The organism is Agarivorans sp. Toyoura001 (assembly GCF_005405585.1).
In the GTDB taxonomy this organism is placed as follows: Bacteria; Pseudomonadota; Gammaproteobacteria; order Enterobacterales; family Celerinatantimonadaceae; genus Agarivorans.
Genome location: NZ_BJEQ01000001.1, coordinates 667215 through 689290, shown reverse-complemented (window position 1 = coordinate 689290; position 22076 = coordinate 667215). Strand labels below are relative to the sequence as shown.

Sequence of the window (22076 nt, the reverse complement as noted above, 5' to 3'; positions counted from 1 at the left end):
CGGGGGGCGTTTTTACCTCGATGATAATTTCAAACTATCAGGGAAGAGAGCGAGCAAGGTATGGCAAAGAAGTCACGCTATTGGGGAACGCTAGTATTGGGTGCAGTTATTGTATTGGTCAGTGGGGCTACTACCTGGGTGGCGCTATTTGATAAAAATGCGCCCGCTTTCCAATTAAGTTTCGTGTTTCATCGCCCTGATGGCAGCACTACGCTTAATGTTGATTGCGAGAACCTCCGTTATTCGCTACGCCAAACCTTTAACGACCAAATTGCTACTAGTGAATCAGTACAGCAGCTTTCTATGTTGGTCTGTTCAGACATTTATGCGCTATTAACTCAAGTTCCCAAGCAAATTGCTTCGCCTAATTGGGGTGAGCAGGGCAACGAAAAGCTGATTCAATGGACTCAAGGGCAAGATGTGTGGATGTGGCGCTGGCAAGGTAAGTATGAGCCTGCTTTACGCCCAGTATTCAACGAGCTAGATGGTTTAATACAGCGAATGCCTGATTCAGCTTTTGCGGGAGGTACTAGCCTTAGCCCTCAGTTCCGCTAGCTTTAACTAAGGATAAGGTATTGTCTTTCAAGCCATTTAAATACGGTAATAAAGCACAGGCCAGCTTGGCAGAATCGTGGCGCACTATGTCACTGTCTTCATCAATTAAATCTGCGTAAATCACTTGGTACTTTTGCTGAAGAGTACTCAAATCTTCAACGTCTACTACTTGGGCGCGCTCTAAATTGTAGCTAGCGATCATCTCATCGCTGGGAATGTGATTGTTTACTACGATAGCGTCAAGTGAGCGGCCAAGGTAATGCTCTAAGTCAGAGATAAAGTGCTCTAAATTATAGCCATCAGTTTCGCCAAACTTAGTCATGATATTACTCACGTACACCAGCTTTGCTTTGCTGTTTACAATGGCTTGTTTTACTCCGGGTACTAATAAATTAGGGATAATGCTGGTAAATAGGTCGCCAGGGCCTAATACAATTGCTTCAACCGTATTGATGCGCTCAATAACCGGAGGATATACGCGTACTTGTTCTGCGTGATGGGGCACTAAAAATACATTGGCGATTTTTTCGCGCTGGTCACCGCGGGGTAAATCGATAGCGCTTTCACCAAAAATACGCTCGCCGCTCGTTAGCTCTGCGACCAATGTGGATTTATCAATGGTAACGGGCAGAATCTCGCCTTCAACATCTAGCATTTGGGCTAAACCTTGAATGCCTTCAGAAAACGAACCACTGTATTGAGACAACATGGTTAACAACATATTGCCAGCGCTGTGGCCTGATAAGCGTTTGCCTTTGGTAAAGCGTTTTAAAAGGAGTTTACGGGCGAGCTCTCGGTAGGGAGAAAGTGCTAATACGCACTTAAGAATATCGCCTGGAGGCAGTATGCCTAGCTCATCGCGTAAGCGCCCTGTGCTGCCACCGCTATCGGTCATTGATACTATGGCGCTAATCGCTAGGTGATCGGCATCTCTCAGTGCCGACAGCAGTACAAAGTGGCCACTGCCGCCGCCAATAGTGGCAATGGACAAAGGGCGATGTGGAAAATTAGGTGTCACTATCTACTCCGAGATCTTGGTCGCAATCCAATTTGCTACTAGGTAGCCTAATTGAGTTTAGTACACTAAACAAAGGCGTTTAACTTGGCAATGATATTTCTGTCATAGTCTTGCAATCAAAGCGTCACTTTTTGGTCAACTATCCCTCTTAGATTAACCTTAACAAGGATAGTTTGGCGAATCGTATGGCTACTAAACAGATCTATCAAAGCTTATGGCTTTCAGATATTCACCTTGGTTGTAAAGACTGCAAAGCCGAAATGCTGCTGCAACTGTTACAACAAACTAAAGCGAAACGTATCTTCTTAGTGGGAGATATTGTGGATGTTTGGGCGCTTAAGCGGAGAGTTTATTGGCCTGAATCTCACAATCAAGTGTTGCAGCACTTAATGAATTTAGCCAAAAGCGCGTGTGAAGTGGTGTATATCCCCGGTAATCATGATCAATTATTTAAGGCATACGACGGTATGGATCTCGCCGACGTGACAGTGAGCAAGCAGTATCTGTACACCAGCATCACGGGTAAGCAGATATTGATGGTGCACGGTGACCAATTTGATGAAGAAGTATGCTTTGGTCGCTTTTACGCTAAGTTAGGCGATAACCTCTACGATTTCTTATTGTTCCTTAATCGCTCTTCGAGCAAAATTCGTCACGCTATGGGGTATCCCTACTGGTCGTTAGCCGGTTACATCAAAAGCAAAATTGCTAAAGCCACTGAAGCTATCGCTCGTTACCGCGATGCCGTGGTGAATGAGGCCGTTAAGCAAGGCGTAGATGTGGTAATTTGCGGCCATATACATCACCCTGAGTTAAGCCTTCAAAAGGGGGTGGTATACGCCAACGACGGCGATTGGATAGAAAACTGTACCCTGTTATGTGAAACCATGGATGGTCAGTTACAGTTACGCCGTTGGGACGACCGATTAAAAACCACTGTGGAATTGGTGGCTGTTGCCTTAGCTGAGCCGCAAGCACAAGCCTTAAGTGCTGAAAAAGTAGCTTAATTGATTATTAAATTGGCAGTTGAGCGCTTTGTGCAATTTTTTTTGCTTTGAGCGTTGACAAGCACCATGAAAATCCGTTTAATAGCGCTCGCTCGATACAGCGTATCAGCAGTACCAACAGTGTGCCGATTTAGCTCAGTTGGTAGAGCAACTGACTTGTAATCAGTAGGTCGCCAGTTCGACTCCGGCAATCGGCACCATCCATTTAAAGCCTCGTCTTATGACGAGGCTTTTTGGTTTCTGGCGTTTTAGTTTTGATCTTCACTTAGTCATTTGGCATTTGTTAAGCGGTGGTTTATGCTCGCAAGACTTGATGATGGTTAATAGGAAGCCCAATGCTAAAGGCGCTTAAAGAATTGCTGCAAGCCACAATTGATGGCTCTACAGACGAAAATGCCCCCAATGTAGAGTTAGCTGCTACCATTTTGTTGGTGCAACTAAGCCAAAGTGATAATCAACAAAGCAATAGTGAATCTGCGGTGATTATGCGCAAGATAAAGCGCTTGTTTGAGTTAACAGACAAAGAAGCGGAGAACTTGTTTATTCAAGCGCAGACCCAAGCTACTCAAGCCATTTCGGTATTCGACTTTACCCGCCACGTTAAAGAGCTCGAATACCAACAGCGCTATTTGTTTACCGAAGCACTGTGGAAAGTCGCATACGCCGATGGGGTGATTGACCCTCAAGAAGAAGCGCTCATCCGCCAAGTGTCAGATTTAATCTACTTAAGTCACAGTGACTATCTCAAAGCTAAAATGTCGGCTCAGCCCTCTTAAATTAGTGCTGGTGGCTGGCTACAGTTTGGTGTAGTTGGCTGGCCATATCTTGTAATTGGTTGGCGATGCCAGTGAGCTGTTCGGTATTGTCCAGCAGCGCAGAGCTGCTTTTTGAGTTGTGCTGACTAAAATCAGATACCTGCGAACTCACATCAATAATTTCTGCCACTGTTACCGCTTGCTGCTGCATCACTTGAGCCATTTGGCCTACGCCTTCTGAAATATCTTTTACCAGGGTAATAATGTTATGCAGAATTTGGCCACTTTGTTCCACTACTTGGTGACCTTGTTGCACATCAGCGGAACAGGTTTCTAATAAACTGCGGATTTGCTGAGTTGACTGACTACTGCGTAGGCTTAGCTCTCTTACTTGGTCGGCTACCACCGAAAACCCACGCCCTTGCTCGCCAGCTCGGGCTGCTTCTATCGCAGCGTTTAACGCCAATAGGTTGGTTTGATTGGCAATGTCACTAATAATGTCGGTTACGCTGTTTATTTGTTGATTACTACTGAGGATTTTTTGCATCGAATGCTCGGTTTGGCTAATCGCTTGAGCGCTTTCCTCAGCGTTCCCAGATGCTTGCTGAGAAAGCCCTAATAGCTGCTCGGTAGCTTGATTAGCTTGCGCTAACACTTTTTCCATTTGAGACAGGTTTTGGTTTATCTGGCTAATAGATTGATGCTGGTCAGCCGAACTTTGGGCAATTTGAGCGGCTTTATTGTTCATTTCCTGCACTGTGCTCGACATATCCGTAGCCGAACTTACCAACTGGGTAGAGCTATCGCTGGCGTGTTCCACAACTTGTTGTAATTGGTGTTTAGAATGTTCAGAGGCTTGGGCTATATTCTGGTTGGTTAGCTGGGCTTGTTTGGCTTGTTGATAGGCCTGATCGCGCAAACGTAATGCATAGTTTTGGCCTATCCACAGTAATAACAGCGGTAATAGAAAGCCTGAGAATAACTCAATGGTCATCGCCTTTTCAGGCAATTGCATCTGCGGAAAGCTCGCCCCGTTAAAATGAGCAAGCAACATCGCCAAACCTAAACAGAATAATATGGCTGTCCATACATTGCCCCATAAGCGGTTCGTGGCAAGGTAGCTCAGTAGAGAGAGGGTGGGTAGCCAATACAAGTGGGGAGAATCAAGCAAGCCACCCGATTGATAGATGATATTCATGGCATGCAATACCATCCCACTTAAGGCCAAATTGCCTACCAGCAAATAGTGCCAGCCTGCGCGCAATAAACCACTTGCCACAAGGGCGATAACAATCAACGCCAAAGAGCTAAATATCAGCGCTTGCTGCTCATATTTCTGCCATTTAAAGGCGCTGTAAATACCGACCAATAAACCAAAAAATAAGTAAAACAACAGAGTCTTAATCGCTTGCTGTTGATCCTCGGCAATAGCGCTGCGCGGTTTAAAGATATGTCCGTATATCTCAACTGGGTTTAGCATAATTGGGCTCTTAGTTTAGTGAGTGAGGTAAAACAGGTCTGTCCACTTAGCGATACTGAAAGTGCATTAACAAAAACGCAACATGCATAGAGGTGAAATGTGCGTGAGTTAAAAAATATACAGCTAGCCTGCTGTTTGAATTTTTTTGACTGAATTTTCAGCGTTTTTACTAATTTCGAACAGAAAGTGTTGCTTCTTTGTCCACTTAAACAAAAGCACGAGATAAGCCCTTTACCTTTAAACTGGCTTATGTATAATTCGTTTCCGTTGCAGGGGCGTAGTTCCAATGGCAGAACGTCGGATTCCAAATCCGAATGTTGGGAGTTCGAATCTCTCCGCCCCTGCCAAAATTTAAAGGCCAGCTTATTAGCTGGCCTTTTTCATATCTGCTTTCTCTTATGTTTTCTAACGCTTAGCCCAAACCAAATGTGCTAATTGTATTTCAATGTCACTGATCGGCAGTTAGAATAATCACGTTATAGTTTTTTTCACTTGCGGATGAAATTTAGTGATACAAGCTCACCCTGTGACGGCGAATAATTCAACTTCGCCTCAAGTCGCCGTAGTAGGTGGTGGAATCGCCGGTTCAGCAGCAGCGCTTAAGCTGGCTGAGTTGGGCGCCAATGTTAGTCTGTTTGAAGCAGGTCCCAGCTTAGTGAATGGGCCTCCGGCTTGCCATTTACATGCCGGCGGTAACCTGTACCGAGAAATCTCCGACGAGCAATGCCTTAAGCTGCTTGAGCAATCAATTAATACCTTGCGGGTGTTTCCGCATGCGGTCAATCTTCGCCCCACCGTGATTAGTGTGCCGAGCAACGACCCTGGTGAGCCAGAGGCGCTATTGCCACGTTTGCGTAAGGTGCAAGCTCACTATGCGCAGCTTATTAAAAGCGATCCACAAAACCAAAAGCTTGGCCCTGCTGAAGATTACTACCGTTTATACAATAAACAGCAGCTTGAAGAGCTAGCCACACGAGAAACGCCGCAGCAGCCACAGTCAATGGATGAGTGGATGATCCCAGTGGCTAAACATCTCGATTTATCGGCATTTAAGTTTCCTTTTGTACAAGTGCAGGAATACGGTGTAAGTTTGCTGCGCGTAGCAGCCATGGTAAAACTGGCGACTGAGCAACTGCCCAATTGCCAGGTTTATACCCAATCAAAAGTAACGCACATCGAACAGCTCAAAGGAGATAAACCACGCTGGCGAGTGGATTACCAAAGCGAGCAGGGCAACCACAGTATAGAAGTAGATTACCTGATTAATGCCTGTGGTTACCGCAGTGGCAGCATCGACGATATGGCCAAACTTAGCCGCAGTCGCATGGTCGAATTTAAGGCCGCTTATTTAGCTAATTGGCCCAGCCAACAAGGCCGTTGGCCAGAGCTAATTGTGCACGGCGAGCGTGGCACACCTAACGGCATGGCACAGCTAACACCTTACCCAGATGGTCTATTTCAGCTACATGGTATGACCGACACCATCACCTTATTTAAAGGTGGTTTGGTAAAGTCTAGCGAGAGTAGTGCTCAGCCAGAGTTAAGCCCAATGCTTACGCGTAAGTTAACCCAAGGCTGGCAAACTGAAGAAGTAGAACAGCGTACCGCCGAGGCGGTAAAACATATGTCGCGTTACTTGCCGAGTTTTAGTGATGCAAGTGTGGCTGGGCGGCCACTATTTGGCGCACAACAAATACCGGGTAGTGATCCAAGCCTGCGTGCAGCTAGTGTATCTTTTGATAAAACCCACTATGCGCGTACCGAGATTGTTAAGTTTTCTTCAGCCCTAAGCGCCGCCGAGCAAATTATCGACAACATCCGTGATTTGGGATTGCTTGGTGATAAACTTGCGCATTCAGCCTTAAATGAATTAAACAGCACCCAAGGCTTGGCCTATAGCCAAGTTTTATCGCTAGCCGAGCAATTGGCAGCGCAACGCAATTACCCGTTGTCTTTAGCTCGCTAAGGCAGTGAACAAGATAAACAAAGGCTAGCACTGCTAGCCTTTTTAATAAGGAGCTAACCATGCCTATTCAACATTTTGAGAGTAAAGCCCGCATGAGCCGAGCGGTAGTGCACAACAACACCGTTTATTTGTGTGGCCAAGTGGCTAAAGACACCAGCCATGGCATTGCCGAACAAACGCGAACCACCATAGAAAAAGTGGAAGAGCTGCTAGCCAAAGTGGGTTCCGACAAATCTAAATTGCTTAGCGTAACTATTTACGTGCGAACCATGGACGATTTTACCGAAATGAACAAAGTATGGGATGCATGGGTCGCCGACGTTACCCCGCCAGCACGCGCCTGTGTGCAAGCCCATATGGCCCGCGAAGAAATATTGGTAGAGATGTCGGTAACCGCAGCGGTATAGCCTTCATTCAGTGGCCCATTGGCTTAATGGGCTGAATGACTTGGCTTATTAATAATGGTTTTGTAAATTAAGGCTTGTTGTCACTCAAGCACAAGGAAGCGTTTATCTTTACTCTTAAACTTGATGATTTATCTGGTGCACAAATTATTGCGCTGCTGCAAGAGCACCTTAATGATATGCACGCTACCTCGCCACCAGAGAGTGTGCATGCCCTAGATTTATCCGGCTTAAAACACCCAAGTGTGCAGTTTTGGACAATATGGGACGGTGACAAACTGGCTGGTTGCGGGGCCACTAAACAGCTTGATGAACAGCATGCTGAGATTAAGTCTATGCGAACATCTGCCGCTTATAAGAACCAAGGAGTGGCGTCTACAGTGCTACTGCACCTTATTGAACAAGCAAAAACCAGCGGCGTTAAGCGACTCAGTCTTGAAACCGGTTCTATGGACTACTTTGTACCAGCCCATGGTTTGTACTTGAAACATGGCTTTGAGTTTTGTGGGCCGTTTGCTGATTACAGCGAAGATCCTAATAGCAAATTTATGTGTTTGAACTTATAGTTTTTAAGGCTGGCATAGTACTTATTTAACAGGACTTTAGTTGGTTTATAACATTGCCTAGCAATGTTATAAACCCGTATCTTAAGGCGTTTACAGTACTTTTTGCATGTTGTTCTGCGCTTAGTCTAAGGCTCTACGCGTTATCAACAACACTAGGTGAAACCTAAGCAAATCGTTCTAACACTAGCGCAAATTTTTCTGGAATATGACTGCGCTCTTTCAAGTTATATACACTGTTTAACGAACAATTGGCTTTCATCGCAAAAACAGAAGGTGGTATGCCTTTTTTGCGTAATGCTTTCCAAAACTGCTTTCCATTAAGCGTGCTCATACTATCTCAATTACCCTCAAGTAAGTTGTTGAACTGATTAATAAGAACGGGCGTTAAGGCAAAAATGTTCACTGGCCTTAGTGTTTTTCGCTCGTTTACTGCTAGCAAATTAACTGTGCGCGGGTATTTAACGAGAATTATATGACAATTTAATTACATCATTATGGTGTTTTTGCGGCATGTTATCTGGATCAGTGTTTAACTAATTTTCACAAATATGCATTTTTTTGTTTACTTTTATTTAATGGTAAACATAATGATAACGATTCTCATATGCATTTTGAAAAGGAAGACAATGCACCTATTTAAACTTGTACTCGGTTCTTCAGTATTGCTAGCAAATATTGCTTACGCTGAGGTAAAACAAAATGATGTTGTTGAGCACTATGCTGAATTAGCCCACGCGGTATACAGCGATTCACTCAGCAGCGCAGTAACACTGCAAACAGCTACTCAGCAGCTAATTAACGCCCCGTCAGAACAGTCTTTAAATGCTGCTAAGCAAGCTTGGTTAGATGCACGTCGTTTTTACCAACAAAGCGAAGTATTTCGTTTTGGTAACCCAGTCGTTGACGAATGGGAAGGGCAACTTAATGCATGGCCGCTAGACGAAGGCTTAATCGACTATGTAGCAACAGACTACCAATATGAGTTGGGCAACCCTGGCGCCACCGCCAACATTGTGGCAAACACTAGCTTGCAAGTGGGCGAAGACACTGTTGATTTAACAAATATTACTCCAGAGCTATTGGCCTCTCTAAACGAACTGGCTGGGTCTGAAGCAAACGTAGCCACTGGTTACCATGCGATAGAGTTTTTACTTTGGGGCCAAGATTTACATGGCACTAAAGCAGGAGCTGGTGAGCGTGCTTACACCGATTACGCCAAAGGCGACACCTGTACCAATGGCCATTGTGAACGCCGTGCGGCTTACTTAGCGGCAGTGACTCAACTGCTAATTGATGACTTAAGCTGGATGAGCAAGCAGTGGCAAAAAGGCGGCGATTACCAAACTAAATTGATCGCTGAGCCTAGCGAGCAAGCGCTACGCCGCATGATGTTTGGTATGGGCAGTTTGTCTTTGGGTGAGCTAGCGGGCGAGCGTATGAAAGTTGCACTAGAAGCCAACTCAACCGAAGATGAGCACGATTGCTTTAGCGACAACACTCACAACTCGCACTACTACAATAACCAAGGTATTAGTAATGTTTACTTTGGTCAGTTCAAACGTTTAGACGGCTCTACCTTAAGTGGCCCAAGTTTGAACGATTTGGTAAAACAAAAAGACTCGGCTGTTGCAGCCAGCAATACCAAAATGTTTAATCAGTCTATGGCAGAAACAGCCAAGTTAGTGGCTAGCGCCGAACAAAGCGGTGTCTACTTTGATCAATTGATCGCCGCCAGCAACACCGATGGTCATGCCTTAATTAATGGCACCATTTTAGCGTTAGTTGAGCAAACACGCGCCATTGAAGCCAGTGCAAAAGTATTAGGTATTGAGAACCTGAATCCTGATACCGCAGACCACGAATTCTAAAAAATAGCATTCAATAACATTAGGGAGCATAAGCTCCCTTTCGTGGTTTTTGTTCCACCATTCTTGGGAGAGAGTGAGCGTGAAAAATATTTTATTTACAACTGGCTTAGTGTTGCTAGCGGCCAGCTTTAGCAGCATTGCCAACCCTAAAAAGCCCGGTGGTGATACCACTACTACTCGCATCGACGAAAATGCCTTCTCCTTGCCCGCCGCCAACTTAGACTTTGAAGGTAGGCTTAACTTTAGTACCGGCAATAGCTTCTTTCGTAACCCTTGGGTAGTGGCGCCTGCCACTACCATTGCGCGTGATGGTTTGGGCCCTCTGTTTAATACTAATGGTTGCCAGAACTGTCACCTTAAAGACGGCCGCGGTCACCCAGCTCCGGTGGGCGCTTCCAACGCGGTGTCGATGTTAGTACGCATTAGCATTCCGGCGGTAAGCGACGAACAAAAAGTCACAGAGGCGCAAAACGGGGTCGTGCCAGAACCAACTTATGGCGGACAAATTCAAGACCAAGCCAACCCTGGCATTAAGCCAGAAGCACGAGTACGTTTTGCCTATACCGACAAACCGTTTAGCTTTGCCGATGGCAGTAGCATTACCTTACGTGACCCTGAGTTGATAGTAGATCAGCTGGGTTATGGTGAGATGCACTCCGATACCATGTTCTCGCCACGTATTGCCTCACCAATGATTGGTTTGGGTTTGCTAGAAAGTATTCGCGAGCAAGACATACTGGCCAACGCAGATCCAGATGACAGCAACAACGATGGCATTCGAGGCCTTGCCAACCGAGTGTGGGATGCGCAGCAGCAACAATTCACCCTTGGTCGTTTTGGTTGGAAGGCCGGCCAACCGAACTTGATGCAGCAAAACGCAGCGGCATTTAATGGTGACATAGGCATTACGAGTTTGTTGTTCAGCAAAGATCATTGTACTGCTGCTCAAACCGATTGTTTGAAGGCGACCTCGGGCGTAGATCCCGATGGCTCAGAGGTGAGCAACAAGCTACTGGGGTTTGTTGAGTTTTATACTCGGCATTTAGCCGTGCCTAAACGCCGTATTGAAGATGCCGAGCAAGTGGCGTTGGGTGATTCCTTATTTAGCCAAGTCAGTTGTGATAGTTGTCATAAACGCAGTTTTACTACCGCCAAGCGTGATAACTTACCTGCATTAAGCGAGCAAATTATCTACCCCTATACCGATATGTTGTTGCATGATATGGGACCAGAGTTAGCCGACGGCCGTGGCGAGTACCTTGCCAACGGGCAGCAGTGGCGTACTCCACCTTTATGGGGTGTGGGGCTTACCGAAACGGTAAATGGCCACAGCCAATTACTGCACGACGGGCGCGCTCGCAATGTTACCGAAGCGATTGTTTGGCATGGCGGAGAAGCTGAACCGGCCAAGCAAGCCTTTGCCAAATTAGACAAAACCCAGCGCGAGGCGCTAGTGGCGTTTGTTAATTCACTCTAAGGATTGACCATGAATAAGCAGTTTTTACGCGGCCTTACCCTAGGCGTACTAGGGGTACTGGGGCTTAGTTGTGCCAGCGCGTATGCTAAAACATCACAAACAGAATGGCTGCAGCAGGAGCAAATAAGCATTGCTAAAGCCAGTGCTAACTTGCTTGAGCAAGCGCACAGCTATCAGCAACAAGTTGAACGTTACTGCGCCGAGCCAAGCGTGCAAGGTTTGCTAAATACCCAGCAAATGTGGAAGCAAAACTATTTAGCGTACTTGCCCTTACAATCAAGCGCGTTAGGCCCGTTGGTCGACTTAAAGTTAAACTGGGCAATCAGTTACTGGCCAGACAAAAAAGATACTACAGGGCGCAAAGTAAAAGCGGCTTTGTCTAATGCGCCAGCGCCGCTAAGCGATACCCACAGTAATCTTAGAGTTCATGAGTATTTGTTGTTTGAAGCAATTAGCGATCACCAACGTTGCTCGTTATTGCCGGGTACAATAAGCCGCTATGTTAGTGCGATAGAGCAGGTGCACGGTGGCCTGCAAAGTAGCGAATTAGCAGCCTTAGAAATAGCTCAACTGCGCAGCGACGTACTCAATAGTTACCGGCTACAAACTAGCGTGATGTTACGTAAATATCGCGCTATGTACTCGGCCAAACACCAGCGACTGCGCCCTTATCAAGGCGAAGCGTGGCGTGCCGACATTAGTGCTCAGTTATTAGCCGAGCAATTAGTATTGCTGCATAACAGATACGAGCAAGACTTAGCGCTGTACTTAAGCAGTGTTGACGCAAAGTTGGCTAAACAAGTGAGCGGGCAATTTAACGACTTAGTCCCGTTAATGCCAAGCCAAGAGCCTAGCGGTGACAATGCATCACTAGAGGCGTGGCAATTGGCCGAGCCTAAGCTCGCCAAGTTAGATAGCTTGTTTGCTAATCAAATACCGCAGGCCTTAGAGATAGAGTTAGGGTTTAATAATAACGATGGCGACTAAACTTAGCCGCCGTAGCTTGTTGCAACAGATGTTGAGCTTAGCTGCGGGAGCCAGTTTATTCAGCCCCGCAGGCATTGCTCATGCTTTAACGAGTGAGGGCGCGCAGGCCGAAGAATACCTATTGTTAGGCTGCACCAAGCAACACGGTAAACACCAACTCAGCGCAATGGCTAGCAATGGCGATTTGCGTTATCAGTTAGATTTGCCTGCCCGTGGTCATCAAGTAGCCGTTGCTAAAGCTGAGCAACAAATCGCAGCGTGTATTGCACGCCGCCCGGGCCATTTCATTCATGTGTTTAACCCCCATACTGGCCAGAAAATCCATGAACTTACGCCGCCAGCATCGATGCATTTTTACGGGCATGCGGTGTTTTCTGAAGATGCAAACAAGCTTTACGTTACCGCAGGTTATACCGCTAATAGCCAAGGGGCTATATTGGTGTATCTACAACAGGAAAACACGTGGCAACTAAGCCAAACATGGCCACTCGCTAGTTTAGGCCCCCACCAATTATTACTCCTGCCGGGCAAACGTTTGGTGGTGGCTGTCGGCGGTATTCATACTCAAGGTAGAGACAAACTTAATCTTGATGATATGCAGCCAGCGTTAATGTATTTAAACAGTGAATCGGGTGAGCAATTGCTTAGCCGTAGCCTAGATAATTCACAGTTAAGTATTCGTCATCTTAGTTATTTGCCGCAAACAGATACTGTGTGGCTGGCATGCCAAGGGCAAAACCCTAACCAAACAGTTCGCTCGCTAATCTACTCCCACAAAGGCGAGCAAGCCTGCCAAGCCTTAGATCCCGATGCGGATTATTGGTCTTTGTTTGAACACTATATTGGCAGTGTGGTGTGCAGTAATGGCACAGTGTTAGCGAGCTCCCCGCGAGGCGCTAAATTAGCGGCCTGGTCTGAAGCTGACAGAGAGCTTCAACAACTAATACATGTTGATGATGTATGTGGATTAGCGGCGCATGAAAAGGGCTGGGTGGCCTCAACCGGTCAAGGCCAGCTGCTTAACACATCAAGCAAGTTAAAGCGCCAACACACGGCGCTGCAATGGGATAATCACCTTAGCATAGTGGCAACCTTATAAAAGTTTAACAATGTCGTTTGCTGCGGGGGGAGGCGCTTCTGGTTACCTTGTCTGAGTCCCTGTGGGAAAACTTATCGAGCAATCAATATGTTAGCCAATGGGCTTATGTAGAATTGTCATTAGCAACCTTAATCGTAATGCATTTCAACATACTTATTCAGGAGAAGTTAAGATTGAACAGCAGCAAGAAAAGCTGGTGATCATCAACCACAACTTGTCTGATGATACGCATAATGATGATTTGAGTTTTGGGCTGGGCTTAGAGCTAACCGAGCGCTTGATGAAGCAATATGGTTGGTACTATTTAAATCACGCTACAACTAATGGGCGAAGAGTTGAAGTGCACTTTAGTTCTTCTTCATGCTGCTAGTTTAGGTGTTGGCTCGTTTACAAACAAAACCCGCTAACTAGCGGGTTTTGTCGTTTCTATATGGGCAATAAATAGATTATGAGCTGTATTGCACTGCGTTGGTATGTGGGTCTACATAGCTGTCTTTAGCTGCAGACAATTCAAAGTTACTCTTACGGCCGTGCTCTTCAAATATTTCTTCTAAGGCGAGTTTCTGTTGGGCATTGGTTTGCTCAAATCGTATATGCAGTTGTAACTTCTGCTGCCCTTTTGTGGTTTTCTTCTCGATAATTTGACCGGCAATATCAAACTGTTTATTGCGGCCTTTGTGCAGATACGACAGGTTTAACACCAAGGGTTGATTGCTTTGTATTGACAAGTTACTTGGCACAATAACGCTTACGCCGCCCAAGCTGATGTCTTGAGTTAAGCCTTGCGCCCGCTCGCGGCCTTGAGTCATTGTAAAATGTAAGCCTGTAGGCACTCGAGGGTGGCTGCGTTTCTCATCTTTCTGTTTGGTTTCTGCTTTTAAATTGCTATCTAACGAGAAGCGTTGCAGTAAATCGGTAACATTATTCGCCACTTTAGCGAGTTGACCAGCCACTAAGGCAGAGGTTTCTGACTTGTTGTGGCTTTCTTCGATGATTTCTTGCAGATCACTTTGAGTCTGCTTAAGAATAGCTAATTGTTGGTTTTGGTTCTCAACTTGTTCATCAATGTTTTGCTGCGCCTCGGCCACCAATTGAATCTTCTCTGTTACCTCAATAATGCCTTGCTCGGTTTGTTGAGAGGTTTCGCGGCTCTGTTCCACCTTGCTGGTCACTTCACCCATGCTATTAACCACTTGCTTAACACCCTCTGTAAGCTGGGTAATAAGCTTAGAAATTTCATTGGTAGAGCTGCCTGTTCGCGCCGCTAAATTGCGTACTTCGTCAGCCACAACCGCAAAGCCTCGGCCTTGTTCGCCAGCACGCGCGGCCTCAATGGCGGCATTTAAAGCCAGTAAGTTAGTTTGGTCTGCAATGCCTCGAATAGAATCTACAATGCCGTACACTTCTTCGGCGGTGCCACTTAGTTCTTGAATAAAACTACTGGCTCGCGTGGTTTCTTCAGAAGTGGTGGTCATCATCGAGATGTTTTGACCCACGAGTGCAGAGGCGTTAGTGGACAGCTGATTACACTGGGTGACCATGGTTAGGGTTTCGGCGGCAATTTCACTGAGGCGTGATGTTGATTCCTCAAGCGTTTGCGAATTTTCATACATGTTACTAAAGCGCTGCTGTTCGTTCCTATTCGCTTGGCTTATTTGGGTTGATAGCTCTGATACTTGGTTAGACGACAAATTAATACTGCTAGAAGCTTGTTGAATTTCACCTAGTGCTTCTTGTAGTGATTGACGCATCAACTCAATGTGATGGGCTAACATTCCAAGCTCATTTTTACTGATGATACTGTTTAGCTCAGGATCAGATTTTAAATCGCCGCGGCTAATTTTTCGACTAATAGCAACTAAGGAATTTACTGGAACGGTGGTATCTCTAATCACAACCCACGCCACTATTGAACTCAATAACACCATGACTAGCGCCAGACCAATACTGTTGTTCACTAGGCTATTGAGTTTGTGTTCAGCGTGATCGGCGTAGATCAACACGGCTTTGTTCATCGCAGCCATGCTTTTATGGTTGGCTGCAAGAAATGCTTCGGCATTTTGCGTTGAGGGATTTTGTTGCAAGCTGGCGGCAGCACTTAGCTGCGTTTTCCATAAAGAATCTACTTGGCGTAGCTGGTCAATAAACGGCTGGTGATTAGGCCGAGGCAGCTCTATCGCGCTTGTCATGCCTATATCGGAGAAGGTTCGGCCACCTTGTAGCAGGGCTTTAAGTGATTGCTGATAAAGGGCCACGGTTTTGTCAGCTGCCAATAAACCGGGTAACTGTTGGTCTTTTTGAGTGCTTCTAAACAACTCTTCAGCAGAGAATTTTTTGGTTAGCATTCGCTGGCGACCAGCAACATTTACTATTAAGGCGTCTGCGTGATTTTGTTTCAGTGAACTGGTCACTAGAATCACTTCACCTAACATGGCTGCAGCGAGTAGCACTGGCAATACAAATAATTTCTTGCGAATCGAGATCGAGCTAAGCATAGTTGCTATCCCTGCAAATTAATAACGTAGTCATTATAGTGCATCTTATTCATAATATTAATAATACTATCGGATAGCATGACCTTACTCACTGCGCTGCTTTGCAACAGCTCAGTTTAACGCCATGCAAAGGGTGCTGGTTCGTCGGTTAGCTCGCTTTTGCTTGCTTGGATCGTAACAGGTGCAAGGGATTACCTTTAGTAAAGACCAACAAGTTACCCAGCAGCACAGTCGCCACGCCCATTAGTGCAACGGGTGTCCATTGGTAGCCTTCAAATAGGGTGGATAAACCCAAAGCAACCACTGGAAACAAAACCGTAGCATAGGCGGCTTTTTGTGGCCCTAGGCGGCCCACTAGCACTAAGTAAAAGCTAAAACCAAGTACCGAACCTACAATGGCTAGATATAGCAAACTACCTAGGTACAAGGGCTCGTTGCTAAAAGCAAAATCTTCACCACTGATTAAACCCCATAACAGCAACAACATTGCACCGTAAGCCATGCCATAACCATTCACCGACAATACCGACAAGCCTTGTTTTTGTTGCTTAGCCGACAGCATATTGCCTAAGGAGAAACAGTAAGTGCCCGCTAGCGCCATTAATAAGCCCATGAGCTGTTGGCTGGCGGTATCACTTTGGCGCATATCTGGGTAGAACAGCAATACAATGCCGCTAATGCCTAGTATCCCGCCACTGATTAAACGTAAGCTGGGCTTTTGGCCATGAAATAGCCAGCTATTGGCCATGTTCATAATGGTCGCAATAGAGAAAATAATTGAGATGAGCCCGCTAGGAATGTATTGAGCTGCGTGGTAAAACAACATGAAGTTACAGCTAAACAAGCATAAACCCAGCAGTAAACAGCTTAGGTGCTGTTTAAGGTTAAGTGATTGTAAGCGGCGGCTTAATACTAGAAACACCATTAATACCAACGCGGCAATGGCAAAACGGTACATAATGGAGTTTGCGATGGGAACATCGCCAATTTGATAGGCAATGGCTAACCAAGTGGTGCCCCAAATAAACACTGTGGCGATGTAGATAAACGCAATCATGCCAACACTCCTTGTTCACTCGTTAAACGAGAATGACTAAAAGTGTAGTGTCTCAAGCTTAGGCTGAGAAGTATTACAAACGCTTGCTATAAACGGCGCTTTTTATAGATTCTTGCGGTTTAGTTTAAGCCATAGTTCAGCTTATGAAGATAAGATATCTTTAGTCAGCTTTAAGCGGTGTTTGCCACGGCTAGCTTTGGTTTCTAGGTAGTAGTGGTTGTCTACTTTACGGTAAACACCAGTGCTTTCTAGCTCGGTAACCTTAATGCCATTTTCTTCAAGCGCGGTTTGTTTACGTGGATTGTTACTCAATAACTTAAGCTGCGACACGCCCATTGCTTTAAGCATTTGTGCTGCTTCGCTAAAGTCACGTAAGTCGTCGTCAAAACCCAGTTGGTTATTCGCCGAGTAGGTGTCTATGCCTTTGATCTGTAATTGATAAGCATCTAGCTTGTTGTATAAACCAATGCCGCGGCCTTCTTGGCGCATATATAAAATAATGCCGCCTTGTTCAGCCATTTTCTCAATGGCTTCATTGAGCTGCTCACCACAATCGCACCGTGATGAACCAAAGACATCACCAGTTAAACACTCTGAATGAATGCGTACTAAAGGTGTGGTTTGTTGGCTATCGGCACTTTTGAATACCAAGGCTACGTGCTCTTTGTCGCTATTAAGTGCGGTAAATGACAGCATTTCAGCAGGAATATCACTACGTCGACCCACCTGAAAGGGGACTCGAGTGCGAATACTGCTAGGGTTTTCTGATTGCTTCATTTATGCGCTCCATTACAACTGCCTATGGCGAGGGCGAAGTGTATAAATTCATTATACCAAATGCAAAGCATTCCTAAGTGGAAAACTCCTCGCCCTAATTTAAGTTGATTTAAAATGCCTCGTCTACGTTGAAATAGAAGCCTCTTTCACCGTCGCCAAAGCCCATATCTAAGCGCAAGTTAACGCGGCTTTTTACTTCAAAGCGATAACCAAAACCTGCGTTTGGTAAGATTTCTTGAGAGCTGAATTGATCAACCTCTGGCGCGACAGCGCCTGCACCGAGCCAAAATACCATGCCATGTCGGCCGGGCAGGTCCCAACGGTATTCGGCTTGGCTCATTAGCATTTGTTTGTCGCGATAGCGGCCAGTGGCATAGCCACGTAAGGCAGAACCCCCACCCACAGTAGACAACATATGCCAAGGCACGTCACCGTTGGTGAAGCGGCTTTTAAATTGCCAAGCAAATACGCTATCTCTTGGTCCCATCTGCAGGTATTCGCTGTAGTTAAGGTTTAAGGTGCGAAAATTTTCACTACTGCCAAAAGAAGGGTGGTAAAAGCCAGCATCTAGTTCTATCAAACGCCCGTTGTAAGGATTCCTCACCACGTCGCGCGTATCGTAGTTGCCTTTAAAGGTTAACCCCACCGCAGTGGAACTTTCATCAAGTATCGAGCTATCAACCAAGCTATCGTTTGTCTCAATGTTATTTGCCTTGGCGTAACTAAAATCAAAGCCACCACCAATAAATGACGAATCCGCCACCCGTTTTAACAAAGTGGGGCGCAATGAAAACTGACGATGATTGAAGTCGACCTTGTTATCACTTTGGTGATTTTCTTGATAACCCACACCATAAAACACGTCGGGAGCGTCGGCGATTTCTGCATCTACATAGAGCCGCCATTGGTCTTCTTTTAAGAAGCTGCGATTATCAATCACCACGCCCATTGAACCGTTTATTGAGGCAAAGCCGTTTATCACCAATGACGAGGTTTGGCTAACATGATCATCTTTATCGACTTGATATAAACCAATTGCCGATATCCCCACACCCAAAGACATTTCTGGGTTGTAAAAGGGACCTGGCAACACGCTAAAGTCGATGGGTTTAGTGTCGTCATAACCGCCATCTGCGCCAAGTTTATCCAATATATTGTCTACCCAGCTAGGCTCGCTATTTTCTTGTTCGCTGGGTTCCTGCATGTCTGAAGCGCTTACCAAACCAGTAAAGCCGAATAAGACACTTAGCGTTAGATTACGCAATGGCTTCATTTAGTTGACGGTTCCTTGGTCGAAGTGAGCTTGTAGCTCTATTTCATCCTGTAGCTGATTAAAATGACTAATCGCTAAAAATTTACGGTTACTAAAGCCACTTTGCCAAAGGTGTTTAGGAATATGGCTAAAGTTGCCTTGGAATTTAGGTGCCACTGTTAGCCACTGCTGAGCAACCCCGGCTAAATCAATACCATAAACCGTGGCTGGCAGTGAAAGAGGTAAGGGGCTTAAGCGCTTAGCGTAAAGAGGCGCTAATAGTGGCCAGCTTTCATCCGCTTCGGCTAAGGCCTGCGGCACGATGTAAGGCGCTTGTTGTTTGCCCAATTGGTAGTGACGTTTTAACAGCATAAATTTACTGGGTAGGGCGATGTTTGAGTCCCACCAATGTCCATCTATAGCATCAAAAAAGGCATTGGTTTGTGCTTTAGAAACCGGGTGTAACTGGGTAATAGAGGCCGATAGCCATTGTGTCATGTGCTGGTTGTATAGCTCACGACTCATGACTAGGTTGTTCATTATCAAGGCCAAGCCTATTTTAGCGCCAAGCATATTCGAATAAAGATCTTCGGGTGAGTAGGCCGACACCGTTTCAGACCACGGTTTCCAGCTGCGATAGCCATGCCATTGAGCAATTTCATGAGCTTCTGCCATTGAGTAAGCCATACGAGCCGCCAGCTGTGCGGCTAGCTCTAGGCGTTGCTGTGGACTTAGCTGGTCGATTGAAAAAGCTTGGAAACGTAACTCTCTAGGGCCAATTTCAGCCGGCAGCTCAATACTAAAAGCTTGGCCAAGCTGTGGGTAAATGCGTTGGAACAGCGCCACGGTATTGTCGGCGGTATCTCGCACGTGCGCTAAGTCAATAAAACCGCCGCGAAGGGTATAGATTTGGCCGTTATTTTCACCGTGTCTGCGGCCGTTAGGCTCGCCACGTTGTAAGCTCCAAGTACCGGCCTCGTATGCATGTGGGCCTATTTCATCCAGCGATAAAGTATTGGCGTAGCGAAACATAGGCACTTGTATACTGCCTACTTTCACTTTGTGGTTGTTGCCAAATGCGCAGCAGGGGCGCACGTCTTCAGGCATTCTTGCTAAGCTAAATTGCAGAGGCGTTTGCTGGCTAAGTACCACCATATCTGGCTGTTCAGTTAAGGCTGCTGCTACAGCTTCTTCACTGGGATGGTTGCGGCTTTGCCAGTCACTAGACGAGCAAGCGCTAAGCGTACTCAACAGGAGCAAAGTAATCAGCGTTGTAAGGCGCTGCTGGACTGCGATGGCAAGCCTATTAATAAAGTTTGGCATTATTGAATAAATAACTCGATAGCTTGGCTAACTGTGGCAGGGTGCTCATTGCTAATGTTATGAGGCGCTTCAGGGATCACCACCATGGGGGCATCCAAATAGCGGGATAATTGCTTACCTTGTTCCAGCGGAAATACGCGGTCATTTTCACCCCAAACTAATAGGGTGGGTGGCATTAATTTGGGATCGACTTGCGGCGCGAGCTGATCGCGATAGCTGGGTAAGCTATCAATCAGTTGGCGCTTTTGATCTTGCCAAAGGGCGAAATAGCGTTGATATATTTGCTCATCAATGGCGTGTGGCAATGGAGGAAAACGGGTGAATACGCCTTCGAATAGGTGGCGCATTTGTTGGCGGTTTTCCGGAACAAAAATGTCTGCTGGGTGGTCGCGGTCAAAACGTTGGCTTAACTCTGCTAAGTTTTGGTCACTAATAAAAGTGCCAGGGCTGGCAAGTATTACCGCTTTATCGATGCCTTGCTGGTTTGCCATCATATCGTAAGCCACTAAGCCGCCGTAGGAAATGCCTACCAAGTTGTAGTGTGCAACCCGCAGCTGGCTGAGCAGTTGATTTACTGCTGCGCGCTGGGTGGTAATGTTAGCGGTGCCTTGGCTAAATGAGTCACCAAACCATGCTAAATCGGGAGCAATAATAGTGTGGTGCTGACTAAGCTCTAGCATCATGGGTAGCCAAGTGGTAGTAGCGGTGCCGCCAAAACCATGCAACATCACTAAGGGTTTACCCTGACCACCTACCCAGTAACGCAGTTCTCCGCCTTCGGCTAGGTGTAGCTCACTCTGGGTGAAACCTGCCTTGGTAAGCTGTGAGTGATCAAGTTGCTCTTTCACTGACAAAGCCGAACAGCCACTCAAGCTAACTGCCAGCAATACAGTGAGTAACCAAGGTTTTAGCTGAGCTAAGTATGTCACTAGAAACGGTATCCTAAGCCCAGCATAAAGCTACTGCGCTTGCCAAAACCGACTTCGAGTAAGGCATCAACATGTTCTGTGAGTGACATTTGACCACCAATCAGAGCATTCCAACGTTCTTCTAAGTGCTGGGTTACGGTAAATTTACCGCCAGAGGGCAGTGGCGGTGGCAGGTTAATGCCTATGTCATCTAAGTTACCGCTAAAGGTTTGCTCTACGTTTTGATACATTGCGCCACCCCAAATCTGGATGTCGCGGCCGCCAGTTTCCCAGCGGTATCCTAAGCGCGGGGTTACCACTATGGTGCTAATCTCACCGTCAAGTATGTCTAAATCGGTATTGGTATAGTTCACATCGAGTAAGGCAAACCAATTGTCTATACCGCCTACCAAAGTGGTACCTGCGCCATAGGTAATGCCACTAAATTCAAGGTTAAAATCAAAGGCCGGGCCGATAGGATTTCCTGCTAGATTCACCTGTACGTTGGCAACACTGCTGCCTTTGGTTTGGCCTAATAGCCCATATACGTTGAGAAATGGCAGTACCCAAACATCACCACGCAAGGTGAGCGTTTCCGATTCTTGAATAGCGTGGCTACCCTCAACGCCCACTAAGTTATCAATAACATCACCTAAACCAGAAAACGCTACGCTATCTACTATTAGTGGCTGCGACATGCTCATGTAATTAATGCTAAAGCCATAAGGCTTTGGCAATTTATGGCCTAAATCGATGGCTTCTTGCGCCCAAATAGGAAAGTAAGCATCGTATTGCTCGGCTTCAGGTGTGGGTTCTAACAAGCTTTCCGCAACGCTGAGTAATGGGGATAACAAGGCCGCAGTAATAAGGCTGCGCAACACGTTGAGCATTTTCATTTACAAGTGAGTCTCAAATAACACGTTAATAAAACTAAGCAGCGATCGCCAAAGTCACCTTGCGAGCAAAGTGTTTACGTCCGTGTTGTTTGGAGGGTGGTGCGTTGATAGATTCGCGCACAACAGATCCTGAAAGGCTTACAGGTTCTTTGCTTAAAAATAAGTCGGCAAATGGTATTTAAGTTC

At 46.1% G+C, this 22076-nt stretch carries 21 protein-coding genes and 2 tRNA genes; 13 read left to right on the top strand and 10 right to left on the bottom strand.

Annotated elements, in window-relative coordinates:
* Window positions 1–60: 60 nt before the first annotated feature.
* Window positions 61–555: a hypothetical protein gene (locus FFR00_RS03220; RefSeq protein ID WP_137671907.1), complete on the top strand. Its 495-nt coding sequence runs from the start codon at window positions 61–63 to the stop codon at window positions 553–555.
* Here FFR00_RS03220 and yvcK read toward each other — a convergent pair.
* Window positions 536–1573 carry a gluconeogenesis factor YvcK family protein gene (gene yvcK / locus FFR00_RS03215; RefSeq protein WP_161985075.1) on the bottom strand — a complete coding sequence of 346 codons (1038 nt, stop codon included), beginning with the start codon at window positions 1571–1573 and terminating at the stop codon, window positions 536–538. The two genes, FFR00_RS03220 and yvcK, sit on opposite strands and share 20 nt — an antisense overlap.
* Window positions 1574–1758: 185 nt before the next feature.
* On the opposite strand from yvcK, the gene FFR00_RS03210 reads away from it, so the two are divergent.
* The 3 genes from FFR00_RS03210 to FFR00_RS03200 all read left to right on the top strand — a co-directional run bounded on the left by FFR00_RS03210 (window position 1759) and on the right by FFR00_RS03200 (window position 3356).
* Window positions 1759–2580, top strand: coding sequence for a UDP-2,3-diacylglucosamine diphosphatase (locus FFR00_RS03210; protein WP_137671905.1), 822 nt, complete (start codon window positions 1759–1761; stop codon window positions 2578–2580).
* Between the two features lie 124 nt (window positions 2581–2704).
* Window positions 2705–2780, top strand: a tRNA-Thr gene (locus FFR00_RS03205).
* 135 nt (window positions 2781–2915) lie between these two features.
* Window positions 2916–3356 (top strand): TerB family tellurite resistance protein, encoded by a 441-nt coding sequence (locus FFR00_RS03200; protein ID WP_137671904.1) that lies wholly within the window; start codon window positions 2916–2918, stop codon window positions 3354–3356.
* A gap of 1 nt (window position 3357) precedes the next feature.
* Here FFR00_RS03200 and FFR00_RS03195 read toward each other — a convergent pair whose 3' ends face one another.
* Window positions 3358–4815: a methyl-accepting chemotaxis protein gene (locus tag FFR00_RS03195; RefSeq protein WP_137671903.1), complete on the bottom strand. Its 1458-nt coding sequence runs from the start codon at window positions 4813–4815 to the stop codon at window positions 3358–3360.
* A 271-nt stretch (window positions 4816–5086) separates the two neighbouring features.
* On the opposite strand from FFR00_RS03195, the gene FFR00_RS03190 reads away from it, so the two are divergent.
* The 4 genes from FFR00_RS03190 to FFR00_RS03175 all read left to right on the top strand — a co-directional run bounded on the left by FFR00_RS03190 (window position 5087) and on the right by FFR00_RS03175 (window position 7751).
* Window positions 5087–5162, top strand: a tRNA-Trp gene (locus tag FFR00_RS03190).
* A 161-nt stretch (window positions 5163–5323) separates the two neighbouring features.
* Window positions 5324–6781 carry an FAD-dependent oxidoreductase gene (locus FFR00_RS03185; RefSeq protein ID WP_306766878.1) on the top strand — a complete coding sequence of 486 codons (1458 nt, stop codon included), beginning with the start codon at window positions 5324–5326 and terminating at the stop codon, window positions 6779–6781.
* Between the two features lie 59 nt (window positions 6782–6840).
* Window positions 6841–7188: a RidA family protein gene (locus FFR00_RS03180; RefSeq protein ID WP_137671902.1), complete on the top strand. Its 348-nt coding sequence runs from the start codon at window positions 6841–6843 to the stop codon at window positions 7186–7188.
* Window positions 7189–7265: 77 nt separating this feature from the next.
* Window positions 7266–7751: a GNAT family N-acetyltransferase gene (locus FFR00_RS03175; protein ID WP_235836144.1), complete on the top strand. Its 486-nt coding sequence runs from the start codon at window positions 7266–7268 to the stop codon at window positions 7749–7751.
* Between the two features lie 163 nt (window positions 7752–7914).
* On the opposite strand, the gene FFR00_RS21610 is transcribed toward FFR00_RS03175, so the two are convergent.
* Window positions 7915–8082: a hypothetical protein gene (locus FFR00_RS21610; protein WP_154675868.1), complete on the bottom strand. Its 168-nt coding sequence runs from the start codon at window positions 8080–8082 to the stop codon at window positions 7915–7917.
* Window positions 8083–8377: 295 nt separating this feature from the next.
* Here FFR00_RS21610 and FFR00_RS03170 point away from each other — a divergent pair, with 295 nt between their 5' ends.
* The 5 genes from FFR00_RS03170 to FFR00_RS03150 all read left to right on the top strand — a co-directional run bounded on the left by FFR00_RS03170 (window position 8378) and on the right by FFR00_RS03150 (window position 13552).
* Window positions 8378–9619, top strand: coding sequence for an imelysin family protein (locus tag FFR00_RS03170; RefSeq protein WP_137671901.1), 1242 nt, complete (start codon window positions 8378–8380; stop codon window positions 9617–9619).
* Window positions 9620–9698: 79 nt separating this feature from the next.
* On the top strand, window positions 9699–11096 hold the full coding sequence (locus tag FFR00_RS03165; protein ID WP_137671900.1) for a di-heme oxidoredictase family protein: 1398 nt from the start codon (window positions 9699–9701) through the stop codon (window positions 11094–11096).
* Between the two features lie 9 nt (window positions 11097–11105).
* Window positions 11106–12083: an imelysin family protein gene (locus tag FFR00_RS03160; protein WP_137671899.1), complete on the top strand. Its 978-nt coding sequence runs from the start codon at window positions 11106–11108 to the stop codon at window positions 12081–12083.
* Window positions 12073–13182, top strand: a complete 1110-nt coding sequence (locus FFR00_RS03155; protein ID WP_137671898.1) for a DUF1513 domain-containing protein — start codon at window positions 12073–12075, stop codon at window positions 13180–13182. The genes FFR00_RS03160 and FFR00_RS03155 overlap by 11 nt, the downstream gene beginning before the upstream one ends.
* A gap of 97 nt (window positions 13183–13279) precedes the next feature.
* Window positions 13280–13552 (top strand): hypothetical protein, encoded by a 273-nt coding sequence (locus FFR00_RS03150; RefSeq protein ID WP_137671897.1) that lies wholly within the window; start codon window positions 13280–13282, stop codon window positions 13550–13552.
* A gap of 76 nt (window positions 13553–13628) precedes the next feature.
* Here FFR00_RS03150 and FFR00_RS03145 read toward each other — a convergent pair whose 3' ends face one another.
* The 7 genes from FFR00_RS03145 to FFR00_RS03115 form a co-directional block, all read right to left on the bottom strand.
* Window positions 13629–15677: a methyl-accepting chemotaxis protein gene (locus FFR00_RS03145; protein ID WP_137671896.1), complete on the bottom strand. Its 2049-nt coding sequence runs from the start codon at window positions 15675–15677 to the stop codon at window positions 13629–13631.
* Between the two features lie 148 nt (window positions 15678–15825).
* Window positions 15826–16734 (bottom strand): DMT family transporter, encoded by a 909-nt coding sequence (locus tag FFR00_RS03140; protein WP_137671895.1) that lies wholly within the window; start codon window positions 16732–16734, stop codon window positions 15826–15828.
* Window positions 16735–16875: 141 nt separating this feature from the next.
* On the bottom strand, window positions 16876–17511 hold the full coding sequence (ribA, locus tag FFR00_RS03135; RefSeq protein WP_137671894.1) for a GTP cyclohydrolase II: 636 nt from the start codon (window positions 17509–17511) through the stop codon (window positions 16876–16878).
* A 109-nt stretch (window positions 17512–17620) separates the two neighbouring features.
* Window positions 17621–18784, bottom strand: a complete 1164-nt coding sequence (locus tag FFR00_RS03130) for a BamA/TamA family outer membrane protein (RefSeq protein WP_137671893.1) — start codon at window positions 18782–18784, stop codon at window positions 17621–17623.
* A complete protein-coding gene (locus FFR00_RS03125) occupies window positions 18785–20023 on the bottom strand; it encodes a DUF4056 domain-containing protein (protein ID WP_235836143.1) in 1239 nt (412 codons plus the stop codon).
* A 62-nt stretch (window positions 20024–20085) separates the two neighbouring features.
* A complete protein-coding gene (locus FFR00_RS03120) occupies window positions 20086–21015 on the bottom strand; it encodes an alpha/beta fold hydrolase (protein ID WP_137671891.1) in 930 nt (309 codons plus the stop codon).
* A complete protein-coding gene (locus tag FFR00_RS03115) occupies window positions 21015–21890 on the bottom strand; it encodes a virulence protein (protein ID WP_235836142.1) in 876 nt (291 codons plus the stop codon). The genes FFR00_RS03120 and FFR00_RS03115 overlap by 1 nt, the downstream gene beginning before the upstream one ends.
* Between the last annotated feature and the right edge of the window lie 186 nt (window positions 21891–22076).